The 17757-nt window shown below is 46.4% G+C and carries 15 protein-coding genes and 1 pseudogene; all 16 read left to right on the forward strand.

Translation table 11 applies throughout. The features are described 5' to 3' along the window. A pseudogene (locus WFM46_RS18630) lies at nucleotides 1-438 on the forward strand (colanic acid exporter); the annotation flags it as partial. A 50-nt stretch (nucleotides 439-488) separates the two neighbouring features. Next, nucleotides 489-1769, forward strand: a complete 1281-nt coding sequence (gene wcaK, locus WFM46_RS18635) for a colanic acid biosynthesis pyruvyl transferase WcaK (RefSeq protein ID WP_156654869.1) — start codon at nucleotides 489-491, stop codon at nucleotides 1767-1769. After that, nucleotides 1766-2986 carry a colanic acid biosynthesis glycosyltransferase WcaL gene (gene wcaL / locus WFM46_RS18640; protein ID WP_336998216.1) on the forward strand — a complete coding sequence of 407 codons (1221 nt, stop codon included), beginning with the start codon at nucleotides 1766-1768 and terminating at the stop codon, nucleotides 2984-2986. Before wcaK ends, wcaL begins: the two co-directional genes overlap by 4 nt. Nucleotides 2987-2997: 11 nt before the next feature. Then, complete coding sequence (gene wcaM / locus WFM46_RS18645) at nucleotides 2998-4383, forward strand: colanic acid biosynthesis protein WcaM (RefSeq protein WP_180209855.1); 1386 nt, start codon at nucleotides 2998-3000, stop codon at nucleotides 4381-4383. 178 nt (nucleotides 4384-4561) lie between these two features. Continuing rightward, nucleotides 4562-5458, forward strand: a complete 897-nt coding sequence (galF, locus tag WFM46_RS18650; RefSeq protein ID WP_336998217.1) for a GalU regulator GalF — start codon at nucleotides 4562-4564, stop codon at nucleotides 5456-5458. A gap of 368 nt (nucleotides 5459-5826) precedes the next feature. Then, the gene (rfbB, locus tag WFM46_RS18655) at nucleotides 5827-6912 is read left to right on the forward strand and encodes a dTDP-glucose 4,6-dehydratase (protein WP_336998218.1); all 1086 of its coding nucleotides are present in this window, start codon (nucleotides 5827-5829) and stop codon (nucleotides 6910-6912) included. After that, a complete protein-coding gene (gene rfbD / locus WFM46_RS18660; RefSeq protein WP_336998219.1) occupies nucleotides 6912-7811 on the forward strand; it encodes a dTDP-4-dehydrorhamnose reductase in 900 nt (299 codons plus the stop codon). Before rfbB ends, rfbD begins: the two co-directional genes overlap by 1 nt. A 52-nt stretch (nucleotides 7812-7863) precedes the next feature. Beyond that, nucleotides 7864-8742, forward strand: coding sequence for a glucose-1-phosphate thymidylyltransferase RfbA (rfbA, locus tag WFM46_RS18665; protein ID WP_103180206.1), 879 nt, complete (start codon nucleotides 7864-7866; stop codon nucleotides 8740-8742). Between the two features lie 72 nt (nucleotides 8743-8814). Further along, nucleotides 8815-10077, forward strand: a complete 1263-nt coding sequence (locus WFM46_RS18670) for a flippase (RefSeq protein ID WP_325940841.1) — start codon at nucleotides 8815-8817, stop codon at nucleotides 10075-10077. Nucleotides 10078-10081: 4 nt separating this feature from the next. After that, entirely contained in the window at nucleotides 10082-11047 is a 966-nt protein-coding gene (locus tag WFM46_RS18675; RefSeq protein WP_336998220.1) for a glycosyltransferase family 2 protein, read from the forward strand. Further along, complete coding sequence (locus WFM46_RS18680; RefSeq protein WP_156654861.1) at nucleotides 11037-11810, forward strand: glycosyltransferase family 2 protein; 774 nt, start codon at nucleotides 11037-11039, stop codon at nucleotides 11808-11810. The genes WFM46_RS18675 and WFM46_RS18680 overlap by 11 nt, the downstream gene beginning before the upstream one ends. A gap of 12 nt (nucleotides 11811-11822) precedes the next feature. Continuing rightward, a complete protein-coding gene (locus WFM46_RS18685) occupies nucleotides 11823-12959 on the forward strand; it encodes a glycosyltransferase family 4 protein (protein WP_156654860.1) in 1137 nt (378 codons plus the stop codon). Next, nucleotides 12946-14139, forward strand: a complete 1194-nt coding sequence (locus WFM46_RS18690) for a hypothetical protein (RefSeq protein ID WP_336998221.1) — start codon at nucleotides 12946-12948, stop codon at nucleotides 14137-14139. Before WFM46_RS18685 ends, WFM46_RS18690 begins: the two co-directional genes overlap by 14 nt. Before the next feature lie 20 nt (nucleotides 14140-14159). Further along, nucleotides 14160-15263, forward strand: coding sequence for a glycosyltransferase (locus WFM46_RS18695; protein ID WP_336998222.1), 1104 nt, complete (start codon nucleotides 14160-14162; stop codon nucleotides 15261-15263). A 122-nt stretch (nucleotides 15264-15385) separates the two neighbouring features. Further along, nucleotides 15386-16792, forward strand: coding sequence for an NADP-dependent phosphogluconate dehydrogenase (gene gndA / locus WFM46_RS18700; RefSeq protein WP_336998223.1), 1407 nt, complete (start codon nucleotides 15386-15388; stop codon nucleotides 16790-16792). 252 nt (nucleotides 16793-17044) lie between these two features. Further along, nucleotides 17045-17757: nucleotide sugar dehydrogenase (locus WFM46_RS18705; RefSeq protein WP_336998224.1), on the forward strand; the 713-nt coding region annotated here is incomplete at its 3' end.

Below are 17757 nucleotides of genomic sequence, written 5' to 3' on the forward strand. Positions count from 1 at the left end.
ATGGCAAAAGCCCGCGTCGATATCAGCTTTAAATTTAACGTCTTCAAAACCTTTCTGTTTATTCCGGCGATCGTTATCGGCGGTTCTCTGGCAGGCGCGATGGGCGTTACGCTGGGCTTCCTGCTTGTGCTGATTGTCCACACCATCCTGAGCTACTTCGTGATGTTTTAGACCGTGCTGGGCCTCCGCACCCCCCAGTACATCCTGAGCCTCTGGCTGCCGTTTTACCTCTCACTGCCAACCCTTGCCGTGAGCTATGGCTTAGGGCTGGCCCTGCAAGGCCATTTGCCGCTGGCGGCGTTGCTGGCGGTGCAGGTCGCCGCGGGTGCCCTGGCCTTCGCGGTGATGATTGTGCTGTCGCGGAACGCGCTGGTGGTGGAGATCAAGCGCCAGTTCTGCCGCAACGAAAAGATGAAAACGCTGCTTCGCGCAGGTTAATTATTTCCTCCCCCTCTCCGTTGGGGAGGGGAATTTTTTAAGAGGTTATTATGAAATTATTGATTCTGGGCAACCATACCTGTGGCAACCGCGGTGACAGCGCCATTCTGCGCGGCCTGCTGGATGCGATTTACACCCTCTCCCCTGAGACAGAAGTGGATGTGATGAGCCGTTATCCGGTCAGCTCCTCCTGGCTACTGAACCGCCCGGTGATGGGCGATCCGCTCTACAGCCAGATGAAGCAGCATAACAGCGCCGCGGGCGTGATGGGCCGGGTGAAAAAGGTGCTGCGCCGCCGCTATCAGCACCAGGTGCTGCTGTCACGTGTGACCGACACCGGCAAGCTGCGTAATATTGCCATTGCCCAGGGCTTTACCGATTTTGTCCGTCTGCTCTCCGGCTACGACGCCATTATTCAGGTGGGCGGATCCTTTTTTGTCGACCTTTACGGCGTGCCGCAGTTCGAGCATGCGCTCTGCACCTTTATGGCGAAAAAGCCGCTGTTTATGGTCGGTCACAGCGTCGGTCCGTTCCAGGATCCCCAGTTCAATCAGCTGGCAAACTACGTGTTTGGTCACTGTGACGCGCTAATCCTGCGCGAGTCGGTGAGCCTGAATCTGATGCAGCGTAGCGAGATCGACACAAGCAAGGTAGAGCAGGGAGTGGATACCGCCTGGCTGGTGGATCATCAGGAGGCGAATTTTACCCCCAGCTATGCCGTGCAGCACTGGCTGAACGTGGCGGCGCAGCAGAAGACCGTCGCCATTACCCTGCGCGAGCTGGCGCCGTTTGATAAGCGTCTTGGCACCACCCAGGCGGCCTATGAGAAAGCCTTTGCTGAGGTGGTCAACCGGGTGCTGGACAGCGGCTATCAGGTGCTGGCGCTCTCTACCTGTACCGGCATCGACAGCTACAACAAAGATGACCGGATGGTGGCGCTGAATCTGCGCCAGCACGTCAGCGATCCGTCCCGCTACCACGTGGTGATGGACGAACTTAACGATCTGGAGATGGGCAAGCTGCTGGGGGCGTGCGATCTGACCGTAGGCACCCGTCTGCATTCGGCCATTATCTCTATGAACTTCGGCACCCCGGCCATCGCGATTAACTACGAACACAAGTCTGCCGGGATCATGCAGCAGCTGGGCATGCCGGAGATGGCGGTGGATATTCGTCATCTGCTGGACGGCTCCCTGGGGGCAATGGTCGGCGATACCCTCGGCCAGCTGCCAGCCATCAACGAACGCCTGGCGGTAGCGGTGAAAGCCGAACGTGAAAACGGCATCAAAATGGTGAAATCGGTACTGGATCGGGTCGGGGAGGGCAAATGAAGGTTGGTTTCTTCTTACTGAAATTCCCGCTCTCCTCTGAAACGTTTGTGCTTAACCAGATCACCGCCTTTATCGATATGGGATATGACGTGGAGATTATCGCCCTGCAAAAGGGCGATACGCAAAATACCCACGCCGCATGGACGCAGTATGACCTCGCCAGCAAAACCCGCGGGCTGCAGGATGAGCCCCAGGGCCGGCTTGCGAAACTGCGTTACCGCGCCCGCCAGACCCTGCGCGGGCTGCACCGCCCTGGCACCTGGAAGGCGCTGAATATCTCCCGCTATGGCGCCGAGTCGCGCAATCTGATCCTCTCCGCCATTTGCGGCCAGACGCAGCGTCCCTGGCGTGCGGATGTGTTTATCGCCCACTTCGGTCCGGCAGGCGTGACGGCGGCCAAGCTGCGCGAGCTGGGCGTTATTGAGGGGAAAATCGCCACCGTCTTTCACGGCATTGATATCTCCAGCCGTGAGGTGCTGAACCACTATACACCTGAATACCAGCGGCTCTTTCAGCGCGGCGACATGATGCTGCCCATCAGCGAACTGTGGGCCGGGCGGCTCAAAACCATGGGCTGTCCGCCGGAGAAAATCACCGTTTCGCGCATGGGCGTGGATATGCAGCGCTTTACCCAGCGGCCGGTTAAAACGCCGGGAAGCCCACTGCAAATCATCTCTGTTGCACGTCTGACGGAGAAAAAAGGGCTACACGTGGCAATCGAAGCCTGCCGCCAGCTGAAAGCGCGTGGGGTGGATTTTCGCTACCGTATTCTGGGCATTGGCCCCTGGGAGCGCCGGCTGCGCACCCTGATCGAACAGTATGAGCTGGAGGCGCATGTCGAGATGCCAGGGTTCAAGCCCAGCCATGAGGTCAAAGCCATGCTCGATGCCGCCGATATCTTTTTACTTCCGTCTGTTACCGGCGCAGACGGTGATATGGAGGGGATCCCGGTTGCGCTGATGGAAGCCATGGCGGTGGGTATACCGGTCCTGTCCACGGTGCATAGCGGTATTCCTGAACTGATCGAACCAGGCCATTCCGGCTGGCTGGTGGAGGAGAACAATGCGGAGGCGCTGGCTAACCAGCTTGAACAGTTTGCCGCGATTGCCCATCAGGAGCTCTCGCCTGTGCTGCACAATGCGCGCAAAAAGGTGGAGACCGATTTCAATCAACACCTTATCAATCGACAGTTAGCCACTCTGCTACACACGCTTTAAACGGAGGCGATATGCCGAAAGAGATGACGCGACGCGCGTTTGTCACCACCTGTTCCGTGCTGGCGGCCGCGCCGCTGGTCGGCGTTCGGGCCGCCAAAAACGCTGCCACGGTGGAGATCAGCCGGTATGACCTTCGTGACGGAATTGCCGCATTTAAGAAGGCTTTTACCGAGGGTGATACCGTTGTGGTACCTGCGGACGTCACCTGCGAGAACATCAACGCCGCCATTTTTATTCCCGAGGGCAAAACCCTGCGCATTCTCGGTGCGATGACCGGCAATGGCCGCGGGCGGCTGGTATTGCAGGATGGCAGCAAGGTAATCGGGGAAGGGAAGGGGCGCAGCGAAAACATCACCCTCGACGTGCGCGGTTCTGACTGCGTGATCCAGGGCCTGGCGATGAGCGGCTATGGCCCGGTGACCCAGATCTACATTGGCGGTAAACAAAAGCGGGTGATGCGTAATCTGCTGATCGACAACCTGCGGGTCACTAAAGCCAACTATGCAATCCTGCGCCAGGGGTTTCATAACCAGATGGATGGCGTAAAGATTACCAACTGTCATTTCAGCTACCTGCAGGGTGACGCCATCGAATGGAACGTGGCGATTAATGACAAAAACATCCTCATCTCAGACCACGTGATCGACCATATCGACTGTACTAACGGGAAAATTAACTGGGGTATCGGCATCGGTCTGGCGGGCAGCACCTACGACAATAACTACCCTGAAGACCAGACGGTAAAGAACTTTGTGGTGGCCAATATTACCGGGAGCAATTGCCGTCAGCTGGTGCACGTTGAAAACGGCAAACACTTTATCATACGTAATGTTAAGGCCCGCAATATCACCCCGGACTTTAGTAAGAAAGCGGGTATTGATAACGCAACGGTCGCGATATATGGCTGCGATAATTTTGTCATCGATAATGTTGAGATGACCGACAGCGCCGGGATGTTAATTGGTTACGGCGTGATTAAAGGCGACTATTTGTCGATACCGCAGAATTTCCGCCTCAACAATATTCATCTGGATAACCAGAAACTTGCACGAAAATTGCGCGGAATACAGATCTCCTCCGGCAATAAAACCTCGTTCGTAGCCCTCACCAACCTTGAGATGAGGCGCGCTTCTCTGGAGTTCCATAATAAACCTCAGCATCTTTTTATGCGTAATATCAACGTGATGCAGGATGCAGACAGGGGCCCAGCCCTGAAGCTGAATTTTGATCTGCGCAAAGATGTGCGCGGGAAGTTTATGGCGCGGGACGAAACGCTGCTCTCGCTGGCGAACATTAACGCGGTTAATGAAAAGGGGCAAAGTTCGGTCGATATCGACCGAATTGACCATCATACGCTCAATACGGAACGGCTGAATTTTAACCTGCCGAAGCGCTAAATATTAACCAGCCGGCATTTTGCGAGGATTCCTGGAATTAAAGCGCGACTATTCGGATTGCATCCGCTGAAATTTACGCTGTAATTGCGTAACATCATCTCCAGATTTGTAGCAATTCGTGCTGGCGAAACCAGGCTAAAGGGCTATAATTCGGCAACCATTTTAAGGTGGAAGAAATATGATTAATTTGAAAGCAGTCATTCCGGTAGCCGGTCTCGGCATGCATATGCTCCCGGCCACAAAAGCCATTCCTAAAGAGATGCTGCCGATCGTTGACAAGCCGATGATTCAGTACATCGTCGACGAGATTGTTGCTGCAGGGATCAAAGAAATCGTTCTGGTTACGCACTCCTCCAAGAATGCGGTGGAAAACCACTTCGACACCTCCTACGAACTTGAAGCCCTCCTGGAGCAGCGCGTTAAGCGTCAACTGCTGGCGGAAGTGCAGTCCATCTGCCCACCGGGCGTGACCATTATGAACGTTCGCCAGGCGCAGCCGCTGGGGCTGGGCCACTCTATTCTGTGCGCGCGTCCTGTAGTGGGGGATAACCCGTTCGTGGTCGTCCTGCCCGATATCATTCTGGACAATGCTTCTGCCGATCCGCTGCGCTATAACCTGGCGGCCATGGTGGCGCGTTTCAACGAGACGGGCCGTAGCCAGGTGCTGGCGAAGCGCATGAAAGGCGATCTGTCTGAATACTCCGTTATTCAGACCAAAGAGCCGCTGGATACCGAGGGTAAAGTCAGCCGTATTGTTGAATTTATCGAGAAGCCTGATCAGCCGCAGACGCTTGATTCCGATCTGATGGCCGTGGGCCGCTATGTGCTGAACGCGGAAATCTGGGCTGAACTGGAACGTACCGAACCAGGTGCCTGGGATCGTATTCAGCTGACGGATGCTATCGCTGAACTGGCGAAGAAGCAGTCTGTAGACGCTATGCTGATGACCGGCGACAGCTACGACTGCGGTAAGAAACTGGGATATATGCAAGCCTTTGTTCAGTATGGCCTGCGTAATCTGAAAGAAGGGCAGAAGTTCCGCGAAAGCATGATGAAACTCTTAACTAACAACTAACCGTTCTTCGTCGTTGTCTGAACGGCAGTGGATCATTCCGGGCTTTCATAGGCCATGTGAATGACCCTGCCGTTTCTTTTTTAAATAAATTCCTAATTTTCAGCAAGTTAACCGCTGCCTTTTTGTTTCATTAGCCCTATTTTTCCCTTGTTTCTGCCAGCATTTAAGACGACAATTATTAATTGATTTGAACGCTACCCTGTAGCCATTATGCTGGGCTCTGGCGGCAAAAAACCTCTATTATGACCACCTTCAGTGCACTGGTAGCTGTTAAGCCAGGGGCGGTAGCGTGTCTGTTTTCTGTTCAGGCTGTAATAGCGGCTGCAGAATGTGATCATCCTGATTTATCAATTAATGGAAAAGAACGCGTGAAAATTCTTGTTACTGGTGGTGCCGGTTTTATCGGCTCTGCGGTTGTACGACATATTATTCAGAACACTCAGGATTCAGTGGTTAATGTCGATAAATTGACCTACGCCGGTAACCTGGAATCACTTGCTGACGTGAGCGGCAGCCAGCGTTACGTTTTTGAACATGCGGACATTTGCGATAAAACGGCAATGGACCGTATTTTTGCCGAGCATAAGCCTGATGCGGTGATGCATCTGGCCGCGGAGAGCCATGTTGATCGCTCCATTACCGGCCCGGCTGCGTTTATCGAGACCAATATCGTCGGTACCTACGTGCTGCTGGAGGCGGCCCGAGCATACTGGTCTATGCTTGGCGAAGAGGCGAAAAAAGCCTTCCGCTTCCATCATATCTCCACGGATGAAGTTTACGGCGATCTGCCGCACCCGGACGAGCATCCTGCCTCGACAGCACTGCCGCTATTCACTGAAACGACGGCATACGCACCGAGCAGCCCTTATTCGGCTTCTAAGGCATCCAGCGATCACCTCGTTCGCGCATGGTTACGCACCTACGGTTTACCGACTATTGTGACTAACTGCTCGAATAACTACGGCCCTTATCACTTCCCAGAAAAACTGATCCCGCTGGTGATCCTCAACGCGCTTGAGGGGAAAGCGCTGCCGATTTATGGCAAGGGCGATCAGATCCGCGACTGGCTCTATGTTGAGGATCACGCTCGCGCGCTCTATACCGTAGTGACCCAGGGTAAGCCGGGCGAAACCTACAACATCGGTGGTCATAACGAGAAGCAGAACCTGGAGGTAGTGCATACCATCTGCGATTTGCTGGATGAGATCGTGCCGAAAGAGGGCTCGTATCGCGATCAGATCACCTACGTGACAGACCGTCCGGGTCATGACCGTCGTTATGCCATCGATGCCGATAAGATTAGCCAGACGTTGGGCTGGAAGCCGCAAGAGACCTTTGAGAGCGGCATCCGCAAAACGGTGCAGTGGTATCTGGCCAACACCCAGTGGGTCGAGAACGTGAAAAGCGGCAACTATCAAACCTGGATAGAACAGAACTACGGAGCTCGTGGGTGATGAATATCCTTCTGTTCGGCAAAACAGGGCAGGTGGGCTGGGAGCTACAGCGTTCTCTTGCGCCGTTAGGTAATCTTATTGCCCTGGATGTGCACTCCAGTGAGTATTGCGGTGATTTCAGCAATCCGGAAGGCGTTGCTGAAACCGTACGTCGCATTAAGCCAGATGTCATCGTCAACGCGGCGGCACATACTGCTGTAGATAAAGCGGAGTCAGAGCCGGAATTTGCCCGACTGCTCAATGCCACAAGCGTAGAAGCTATCGCTAAAGAAGCGGAAAAAATCGGTGCCTGGGTTGTTCACTATTCCACAGATTACGTTTTTCCTGGCAATGGGGAGAAGCCATGGCTGGAAACAGATGCCACCGCACCGCTGAATGTCTATGGCGAAACCAAACTGGCTGGTGAGAAAGCTTTGCAGGAAAATTGTGTCCGGCACTTAATTTTTCGCACCAGTTGGGTTTACGCGGGTAAAGGCAATAACTTCGCGAAAACCATGCTGCGTTTTGCCAAAGAGCGTACGGAGATGTCGGTCATCAACGATCAGTTTGGCGCACCGACAGGCGCGGAATTGCTGGCCGACTGTACGGCGCATGCGATCCGTGTGGCCATGAAGCAACCTGAAGTTGCAGGACTCTATCATCTGGTTGCGGGTGGTGTGACCACCTGGCACGACTACGCCGCCCTGGTATTCGACGAAGCGCGTAAGGCTGGTATTGAACTGGCAATAACAAAGCTCAATGCAGTGCCAACGAGCGCTTATCCTACCCCTGCACGCCGCCCGAATAATTCCCGTCTGAACACGGAAAAATTCCAGCAAAACTTTGACCTCGTATTACCTCAATGGGATATCGGGGTGAAACGAATGCTGGCTGAGCTGTTTACGACTACTGCGGTCTGACCTTACATTAAATGCCCGTTTACGGGCATTTTGCACATATAGAGATGATGAAATGAAAACGCGTAAAGGGATTATTTTAGCCGGTGGCTCAGGAACTCGTCTGTATCCGGTCACTATGGCTGTCAGCAAACAACTGCTGCCCATCTATGACAAACCGATGATCTACTACCCGCTCTCCACGCTCATGCTGGCGGGTATTCGTGACATTCTGATCATCAGTACCCCTCAGGATACGCCACGCTTTGAGCAGTTGCTCGGTGATGGCAGTCAGTGGGGCCTTAATCTGCAGTACAAAGTCCAGCCGAGCCCGGACGGCCTGGCGCAGGCCTTTATTCTCGGCGAAGAGTTCATTGGTGACGATGACTGTGCGCTGGTGCTGGGCGATAACATCTTCTATGGCCACGATCTGCCGAAATTGATGGACTCCGCTGTGAACAAAGAAAGCGGTGCTACAGTCTTTGCTTATCACGTGAACGATCCTGAGCGTTATGGCGTCGTTGAGTTTGATAAAGAAGGCACGGCTGTCAGTCTCGAAGAAAAACCGGCTGAGCCAAAAAGTAATTATGCCGTAACCGGTCTTTATTTCTATGACAATAGCGTGGTGGAAATGGCGAAGAGTCTGAAGCCCTCCCCGCGTGGCGAACTGGAAATCACTGACATCAACCGTCTGTATATGGAGCAGGGCCGTCTCTCCGTTGCGATGATGGGCCGTGGTTTTGCCTGGCTGGATACGGGAACGCATCAAAGTTTGATTGAAGCGAGTAACTTCATTGCAACCATTGAAGAGCGCCAGGGATTGAAGGTGGCTTGTCCGGAAGAGATCGCCTACCGTAAAGGCTTCATCGATGCGGAGCAGGTTAAAGACCTTGCGAAACCTTTAGCGAAAAATGCTTACGGTCAATATTTGTTGAAAATGCTTAAAGGTTACTAACCAAATAAATCAATTGGCCAATTCAGAAAGGGTTACAATAAAACACTATTTATGAATAGAAATTACTAAATTATGTCACTTTTGAAAAACAGCATATGGAATATGGCAGGGTATGCAATCCCGACGTTGATTGCCATTCCAGCATTTGGAATTATCGCACGAAAGATAGGCGTTGAATTATTTGGGCTGTATACGTTGTCGATGATAGTTATTGGATATGCAAGCATATTTGATGCAGGTTTAACCAGAGCTGTTGTAAGAGAAATAGCGCTGTTAAAAGAGAATAAATCAGACAGCAATACCGTTATCATAACATCGCTCGTTGCTATTTTTATATTAGGATTGTTAGGTGGAGGGGCGTTATTTCTTTTCAGAGATAATATTATCACGTTGCTTAATATTAGCAGCCAGTATTATTCCGATGTATATCGTTCAATTGTCGTCCTTGCTTTACTTATTCCTGTGTTCTTAGTGACGCAAATATTCCTTGCCGAACTTGAAGGGCGTGAATATTTTGGGCATTTAAACATTCAAAAGAGCATTGGTAATTCACTTATTGCTGGTTTGCCTGTCTGCTTTGTTTTCTATCAGGAGAGTCTTTTTTTTGCCGTGTTAGGGATAGCTTTGGCTAGGATTATCTGCCTGCTATTGAGTTATTTATACGTCAGGAAAAGAATTACCTTAGGCATAAGCTATTTTTCACTATCTGTTTTAAAACGTATGTTTTATTACGGAGGGTGGGTAACCGTTAGTAACATTATATCGCCGCTGTTGATCAGCATGGATAGATTCATCTTATCAAATATTGCGGGCGCATCGAAAATTTCTTTTTATACTGTGCCAAATGAACTTGTAAACAGATTGTCTATAATACCGGGCTCATTAGGCAAAGCTATTTTCCCAAAACTTAGCCGCTTGAATAATTACGATGAGTCTATTACGCATCAGAAGAACGCCTACAAGCTGATGACACTTATCTGTCTCCCTTTATGTATTTTCGTCTATATTTTCGCTGAGAAAATATTAACTATCTGGATGGGTAGTCAATTTGCAGGGACCTCGTCAACAATATTGCAAATTATGATTGTTGGCTTTTTCTTTAATTGCTTTTCACAAATACCATTTGCAAATATACAAGCCTTTGGCAAGGCAAAATATACAGCTTATATTCATATGCTGGAATTTATTCCGTATATGATTTTATTGTTTGTGTTTACTAAGCAATTCGGAATTGTTGGTGTTGCCTTTTTATGGACTGCAAGAGTTATTGTTGATTTTATGCTTTTGTATTATATGAGCCATAGATGTAATATTCTTATGAAGACGCAAAGGTAAAGTAATGGTATATGTAATAGTATTAAACTGGAATGGGGCGAAGGACACATGCCAGTGCGTCAATAGCTTACTCCAAATGAACTATGATAAATTTAGAATTATTATAATAGATAATAAATCAACGGATGACTCATATACCACGATAAAAAACGAAGTGATTAGCAAGGCCAGTGATAAGCGTCAGGCCAATATAATTACGACGGAAGAAATTAACACTTATAAAGTTAAGAATGATGAAAAAATAATTTACATTCAGTCAGATTATAATCGCGGCTATGCTGGTGGAAATAATCTGGGCGTGAAGTTTGCGCTTAACCAGGATGATGCCGATTATGTATGGGTGTTGAATAATGATACAGAAGTCGATATCAACGCACTTAAATATTTAGTTGATAAATGTAGTAAAGACTCAAGCATTGGTATATGTGGTTCTCGGTTAGTATATTTTGATGACAGAGAAACGCAGCAAGGCTTAGGTGGATTACATAATAAATGGCTGTGTACAACAAAACAGTATGGCATCGGTGAAAGTGCACATGCTAAATATAATGATGAAGTTGTTGCTCAGCAAATCGATTATGTCATAGGCGCGGCGATGTTCTTCACTAAAGCGTGTCTGGATAAAATTGGTTTAATGTATGAAGAATATTTCTTATATTATGAAGAATTAGATATTTGTTTGCGGGCGAGAAAGGCTAATTTCAAACTGGGTGTTTGCTCTGACAGCATTGTTTATCATAAAGAAGGTGCAAGCACAGGCGGCGGTAAAAGTAAAGTAGCTGATTTTTGCTCCATCAGGAACCGACTTCTGGTAACTGCTAAGTTTTATCCTCAATGCTTTATCACAGTATGGTTATCTCTGTTCGGTGTTGCTTTTAATAGAGCCAGAAGAAAAGAATTCAACAAGATGATTGTATGTCTTCTCATTATTTTTAGTTTTGGTAGGAAAAAATTACAACATGGAAAATAATCAAAGTAAAATATTTATTTCCATTGTATCTCATGGTCATGACGATATGATTCGTGAAAGTGGGATTCTTGAACAAGTTAAAAATTATAAGAATATTAATCTTGTCGTTAAAAATAACAAAATACATTCCTCATTAAATGAAAAAGATTCAGAATGTATTTATTTTATCAATGAGCAATTTAATTGTGGATTTGGAGAGAATAACAATATTGTTTTCAACTTCTGTCAAAGTCATTTAAATATGAAAGGAGAAGATTACTTTATTGTTTTGAATCCAGATGTATTGATTGATTTAACTGATGTTGTTGAATTATGTCAGGCTATGCAACAAAATGATGAAAAAGCTGCAACAATAAATTTATTTAAAGATGATGCAAAAATCATTTACGATAATTCGATAAGACATTTTCCAAAATTTAAAGACTTTTTCCTTTCATATCTTGGTTTCCAAAATAAAACAATTATCGAAAAAGCTTCTATTAATAATAAATGTGTTGTTGATTGGGCAGCCGGTTCATTCCTCGCTTTCCGGGCAGATCATTACGCTAAGCTAGGCGGGTTTGATGAATCATTTTTCATGTATTGCGAAGATATCGATATTTGTTACAGAAGCAAAGTGGAGGGGATAAATCTCATCTATTACCCGATGATTAGCGCAGTACATAAAGCACAGCATGCCAATAGATCATTACTCTCTAAACATTTTGTTTGGCATGTGAGAAGTATTATTAAATATTGTGCTAAAACAAAAGCCTTTTTTTAGGGGAGCGTTTAGATGAAAGTTGCATTTCTGTCATCTTATGATCCTACCTCAACAGGTAGTTGGTCAGGGACACCTTATTATATGCTGTCTGCGCTTAAAAGGCATAATATTGACGTTAAGGTACTTGGTCCCGTAAATTCATTTACTAAGCCATTGTTGAAAGCATTTAAATTGGTTCTAAAATTATTCGGGATCAATTATGATTATAGTTACTCTTCGATTTTATCTTATGAATATGCGTTTCGGTTTAATAAAAGATTAAAAAAATTGTCAGGCATAGATTTCATTATTGCGCCGGCAGGCTCAACGCAAATAGCAAAATTAAAAACCAACATTCCAATATTATATTTATCAGACACAACTTACGATCAGCTAAAAAAATATTATAGTAATTTTAATTCTATTAATGATTCTTTCCATTACCAAGGAAGTAAGATTGAGAACGCTGCTTTAAATAACGCTGCAATAGTATCTTTCCCTTCAGACTGGGCTGCTGATTTTTGTGTCAAACATTACAACATACCTGAGTCAAAAGTTAAAAAATTACTCTGGGGTGCTAATATAGTAGAACCTTATACTCATCCAAAAATCAGAACCAAAGATGATGATAAATCGTGTACCTTATTATTTTTGGGCGTCGACTGGGAACGCAAAGGTGGAAAAGTAGCGTTAGAGGCAGTGCAATATTTGCGTGAAAGTAAAAATATTGCCGCTAAGCTTATTGTTTGCGGATGTACCCCTGATACCAGAGATCTTCCAGAGTGGGTTGAAGTGACAGGCCGCCTGAATAAAGACATTCCATCTGAGATGAATGTTTTTAAAAATGTTCTCCTTAAATCCGATGTGCTTTTATTACCAACGATCGCTGAATGCTATGGCATGGTGTTTTGTGAGGCAGCTGCTTATGGTATGCCAGTTGTTGCAACTAATACAGGCGGGATTAGTTCTATTGTTATTGAAGGTGAAACTGGATTGCTGATTAATGATCCAACAGATTCTCAAGCGTTCGCGAACAGTATTTATGAAATAATTCATAATTTAGATAACTATAATCGCTATGCAAGTAATGCATTTGAAAGATATCATAGTCATTTAAATTGGGACGCATGGGCAAAAGAAATAATTGAGTTAATGTATGACTATAAATAATTTTAAATCTCACAATACAAATACTTTTTTATTCTTTTTGATGCTTGTGTTTATTGCTCCTGATTTTATATACTATCGATTAGGGCTTGGTAACTTTTCACTTGCAACTCTGGTCGCATTAACTGTCTTATTCGTTTTTTTACGCTTTAAATGGATAACCCGTGAGTGTCGTTTGGCAACTGCGCTGGTCTTTTTTGTGCTGGTATTAAATATTATTGCTAGCTTCTTTGTTAATGGTATTGCCGAACTCTTTAATATAAAGGTGTATTTCTCTGTTGTATCATTACTGCTTATGGTTTACTTCGCATCTTGTTTTGCGAATACTGTAAATTATCTGTCGGACTACACTATTAAAAAAGCTTCATTAAGAATGTTTTATATTCTTTGTGCTATAGGGTTGGTAGGAGCGCTGCTAATTATTGGCGGAGTAGTGCAAGATAAAAGCATGATATTTTTCTCTGAACCCTCTGCCTATGCCTTGATATTTTTGCCATTTTTTTCGTTTGCATTATTTTATGCAAGAGGGACAACCACGATAATTATCCTTATCGTATCGTTTAGTATTGCACTTGCCGTACAGAATTTGACCTTACTGGTTGGTTTGGCCTTTTGCGTAATTGCTCTTAAAAAGATAAGGGTTTTACCTTTCGCTATAGCGTTATGTTTGATAATATTTGTCTGGACTTTTTATCAGTTCACTTATGATTATACCTACTTTTCTTCGCGCTTAAGTTTTGCCAACTCTACCAACTTTTCTGTACTGGTATATCTTTCCGGGCTTGAACGTGCGTTTTTAAACTTCACTGAAAGTTTAGGGTTGGGTACAGGCTTCCAGCAAATGGGCTACAACGGCGTGGTTGGAGAAAGCCAAAGGGTCTTAGAAAGTTTAGGCGCCGGACATTTGAACTTGTATGATGGTTCATTTATTGCTTCGAAATTTATTTCTGAGTTTGGACTGATTGGTTTAGTTTTCTGCATTTTATTTACGCTTAAATTTATCAAGGCTTTCATTTCGTTTAACTCGAAAAAAACCTATTCTGCTCAGCATGTATTTGCTTATTGTTTCTTACTGTCATTTATTATTCCACTCTATATTCGTGGTGCCGGGTATTTGAACCCATATGTATTTATGATGATGTCATCGCTCTTTATGTACCGTAATTTAAATAAAAAAATGTAATCTGGTGGAAAGGAATATTTATGTTTATAGTCATTTCAGGCGTTAATCTTGTTGAGGGGGGAACGCTTAAGGTTTTCAGAGATGCATTGATAACATTAGATAAGAATACTTCTCCTGATGATACTGTTTATGCATTGGTACATAAAAAAGATTTGTTTAACGATATTGTTTTTAAAAACATCACATTCATTGAGTTTCCAGACATTAAAAAAAGCTGGCTCAAAAGACTCCATTTTGAGCTTGTGACATGTAAGGCTTTGAGTAAAAAATGGGGCGCGGATGTGTGGTTGGCTATGCACGATATCACACCAAATGTCACCGCTAAAAAACAATATGTTTATTGCCATAATTGCTCTACAGTGTATAAGGCAAATTTTAAGGATGTAGTATACGAGCCAAAGTTCTATCTTTTTTCTAAATTCTATAACTTGCTTTATAAAATCAATATCAAAAAAAACGATGCGATTATTGTACAGCAGCGTTGGTTTGGCGAGTATTTAAAAAACCATGTAGGAGCCGAGCGCTATATCGTTTCTCGCCCAATTAATCCTATTGTCAATGATTTGAAACCTTCTTTTACTCCTAAGCCTACGACGAATCTGTTCTATCCTGCATTACCCAGAACGTTCAAGAATTTTGAGTTATTGCTTGATGCACTCTCACTATTCAATGAGAAATTGCCTGAGCATAAAGGCAAGCTAACGCTCACCTTAACTTTTTCTGAAGATACGAATAAATATGCAAAACATTTAATTGAAAAATATAGACATGTTGAAGGTGTAAATTTTACCGGCATATTAAATTTTACTCAGGTTGAGCAGGCTTATTACCAATGTGACGTTGTTATATTCCCATCGTTGTTGGAAACATGGGGTCTGCCCATTTCAGAAGCGAAGACGCATGCAAAGCCGATTATATTGGCAGATTTACCCTATGCACATGAAACCTTGGGTAATTATGAATGCGCTGCTTTCATTGACCCTTATTCTTCAGATGCTTTAGCAGATTTGTTTGTTGATTTAGTGAATGGTAAACCCGTATTCAATGAAGTGAGTCTGGAAAAAGATGATGCATTTTATGATTGGGATAAAACCATAAAACACTTATTAACAACAAAAAATTAATATATTATCTGTTGCTAATATCCAAAAATTATCTTTTAAAAAAAACACTCGTTGAGTTAACATCTAAGCCACATTTCAAGCCGCGTACATGACGCGGTGACCACACCTGACAGGAGTATGTAATGTCCAAACAACAGATCGGCGTCGTCGGTATGGCAGTGATGGGGCGCAACCTGGCGCTGAACATCGAAAGCCGTGGTTATACCGTCTCCGTTTTCAACCGCTCCCGTGATAAAACTGAAGAAGTGATTGCCGAGAACCCAGGCAAAAAACTCGTTCCGTTCTATACGGTTCAGGAGTTTGTTGAATCCCTGGAGACGCCTCGTCGTATCCTGTTAATGGTGAAAGCTGGCGCTGGTACTGATGCTGCCATCGACTCCCTGAAACCGTATCTGGAAAAAGGCGACATCATCATTGATGGCGGCAACACCTTCTTCCACGACACCATTCGTCGTAACCGTGAACTGTCAGCTGAAGGCTTCAACTTTATCGGTACCGGTGTATCCGGCGGTGAAGAGGGCGCGCTGAAGGGCCCATCTATTATGCCAGGCGGCCAGAAAGATGCTTACGAGCTGGTTGCGCCAATCCTGACTAAGATTGCTGCTGTTGCCGAAGATGGTGAGCCGTGTGTGACCTATATCGGTCCGGATGGTGCGGGTCATTACGTAAAAATGGTTCACAACGGTATTGAATATGGCGATATGCAGCTGATTGCTGAAGCCTATTCTCTGCTGAAAGGCGGCCTGAATCTCACTAACGACGAGCTGGCGCAAACCTTCACCGACTGGAACAACGGTGAACTGAGCAGCTACCTGATCGACATCACCAAAGACATTTTCACTAAGAAAGATGAAGAGGGTAAATACCTCGTCGATGTGATCCTTGATGAAGCGGCAAACAAAGGTACCGGTAAATGGACCAGCCAGAGCTCCCTGGATCTGGGCGAGCCACTGTCCCTGATTACTGAATCGGTCTTTGCACGTTATATCTCTTCCCTGAAAGAGCAGCGTGTCGCGGCTTCTAAAGTGCTGAGCGGTCCGCAGCCGAAACTGGCCGGTGATAAAGCGGAATTTATCGAGAAAGTTCGCCGTGCACTGTACTTGGGCAAAATCGTCTCTTACGCTCAGGGCTTCTCTCAGCTGCGCGCCGCGTCTGACGAAAACAACTGGGATCTGAACTACGGTGAAATCGCGAAGATCTTCCGTGCCGGTTGCATCATACGCGCTCAGTTCCTGCAAAAAATCACCGATGCCTATGCTGAAAACGCGGACATCGCAAACCTGCTGCTGGCACCATACTTCAAGCAGATTGCCGATGATTACCAGCAGGCGCTGCGTGATGTCGTCGCTTATGCGGTACAGAACGGTATTCCGGTTCCAACCTTCTCTGCAGCCGTTGCTTATTACGATAGCTATCGTGCCGCCGTGCTGCCTGCCAACCTGATTCAGGCGCAGCGTGACTACTTCGGTGCACATACCTATAAACGCACTGATAAAGAAGGTGTATTCCACACCGAGTGGCTGGATTAATCTGATTTAACTCAGTCATGTAGCGAAGCCCGGTGAACATCACCGGGCTTTTTTTATGCGTAATACCCTGCATTACCTCGGCTGATTCAACCGACATGCTAGAGCGCAGCATAAACCACTGTATTTATGCCTTTCTGTAGCCAGCCATACGCCTTGACATCAACTCGGCATACGAGGTAAAACCCCCAAAAGTTGCTTATTGCGGTGGGGCGGTAGTCGCTCCCGGACACTTAATCTAAAGAAGTTAACTCGATGAAAATAACAATCTCCGGAACAGGTTATGTGGGTCTCTCAAACGGGATCCTGATCGCGCAACACCACGAAGTGGTCGCACTGGATATCGTGCAGGCCAAAGTTGATATGCTGAACCAGAAGATCTCTCCCATCGTGGATAAAGAGATCCAGGAGTACCTGAGCAACAAGCCGTTGAACTTCCGGGCCACCACGGACAAAGTTGATGCCTACAGCGGGGCCGATTTTGTCATCATCGCCACGCCAACCGACTACGATCCGAAGACGAACTACTTCAATACTTCAAGCGTTGAGGCGGTGATCAAGGACGTGACGGCAATCAATCCGAATGCCGTGATGATCATCAAATCGACCATTCCTGTTGGCTTCACTCAGTCGATTAAAGAAGAGCTGGGTATCGATAATGTCATCTTCTCACCCGAGTTTCTGCGTGAGGGCAGGGCATTGTACGATAACCTGCACCCGTCCCGTATCGTCATTGGCGAGCGCTCAGCGCGTGCGGAACGTTTTGCTGCGCTGCTGCAGGAAGGCGCAATCAAAAAGAACATTGACGTGCTGTTCACGGACGCGACAGAAGCGGAAGCCATTAAACTCTTTGCTAACACCTATCTGGCGATGCGTGTTGCCTATTTTAACGAGCTGGACAGCTACGCAGAGAGCCTTGGGTTGAATACCCGTCAGATCATCGAAGGCGTGTGCCTCGACCCGCGTAT

The sequence above is a fragment of the Leclercia sp. M50 genome, assembly GCF_037150775.1.
Lineage (GTDB): Bacteria > Pseudomonadota > Gammaproteobacteria > Enterobacterales > Enterobacteriaceae > Enterobacter.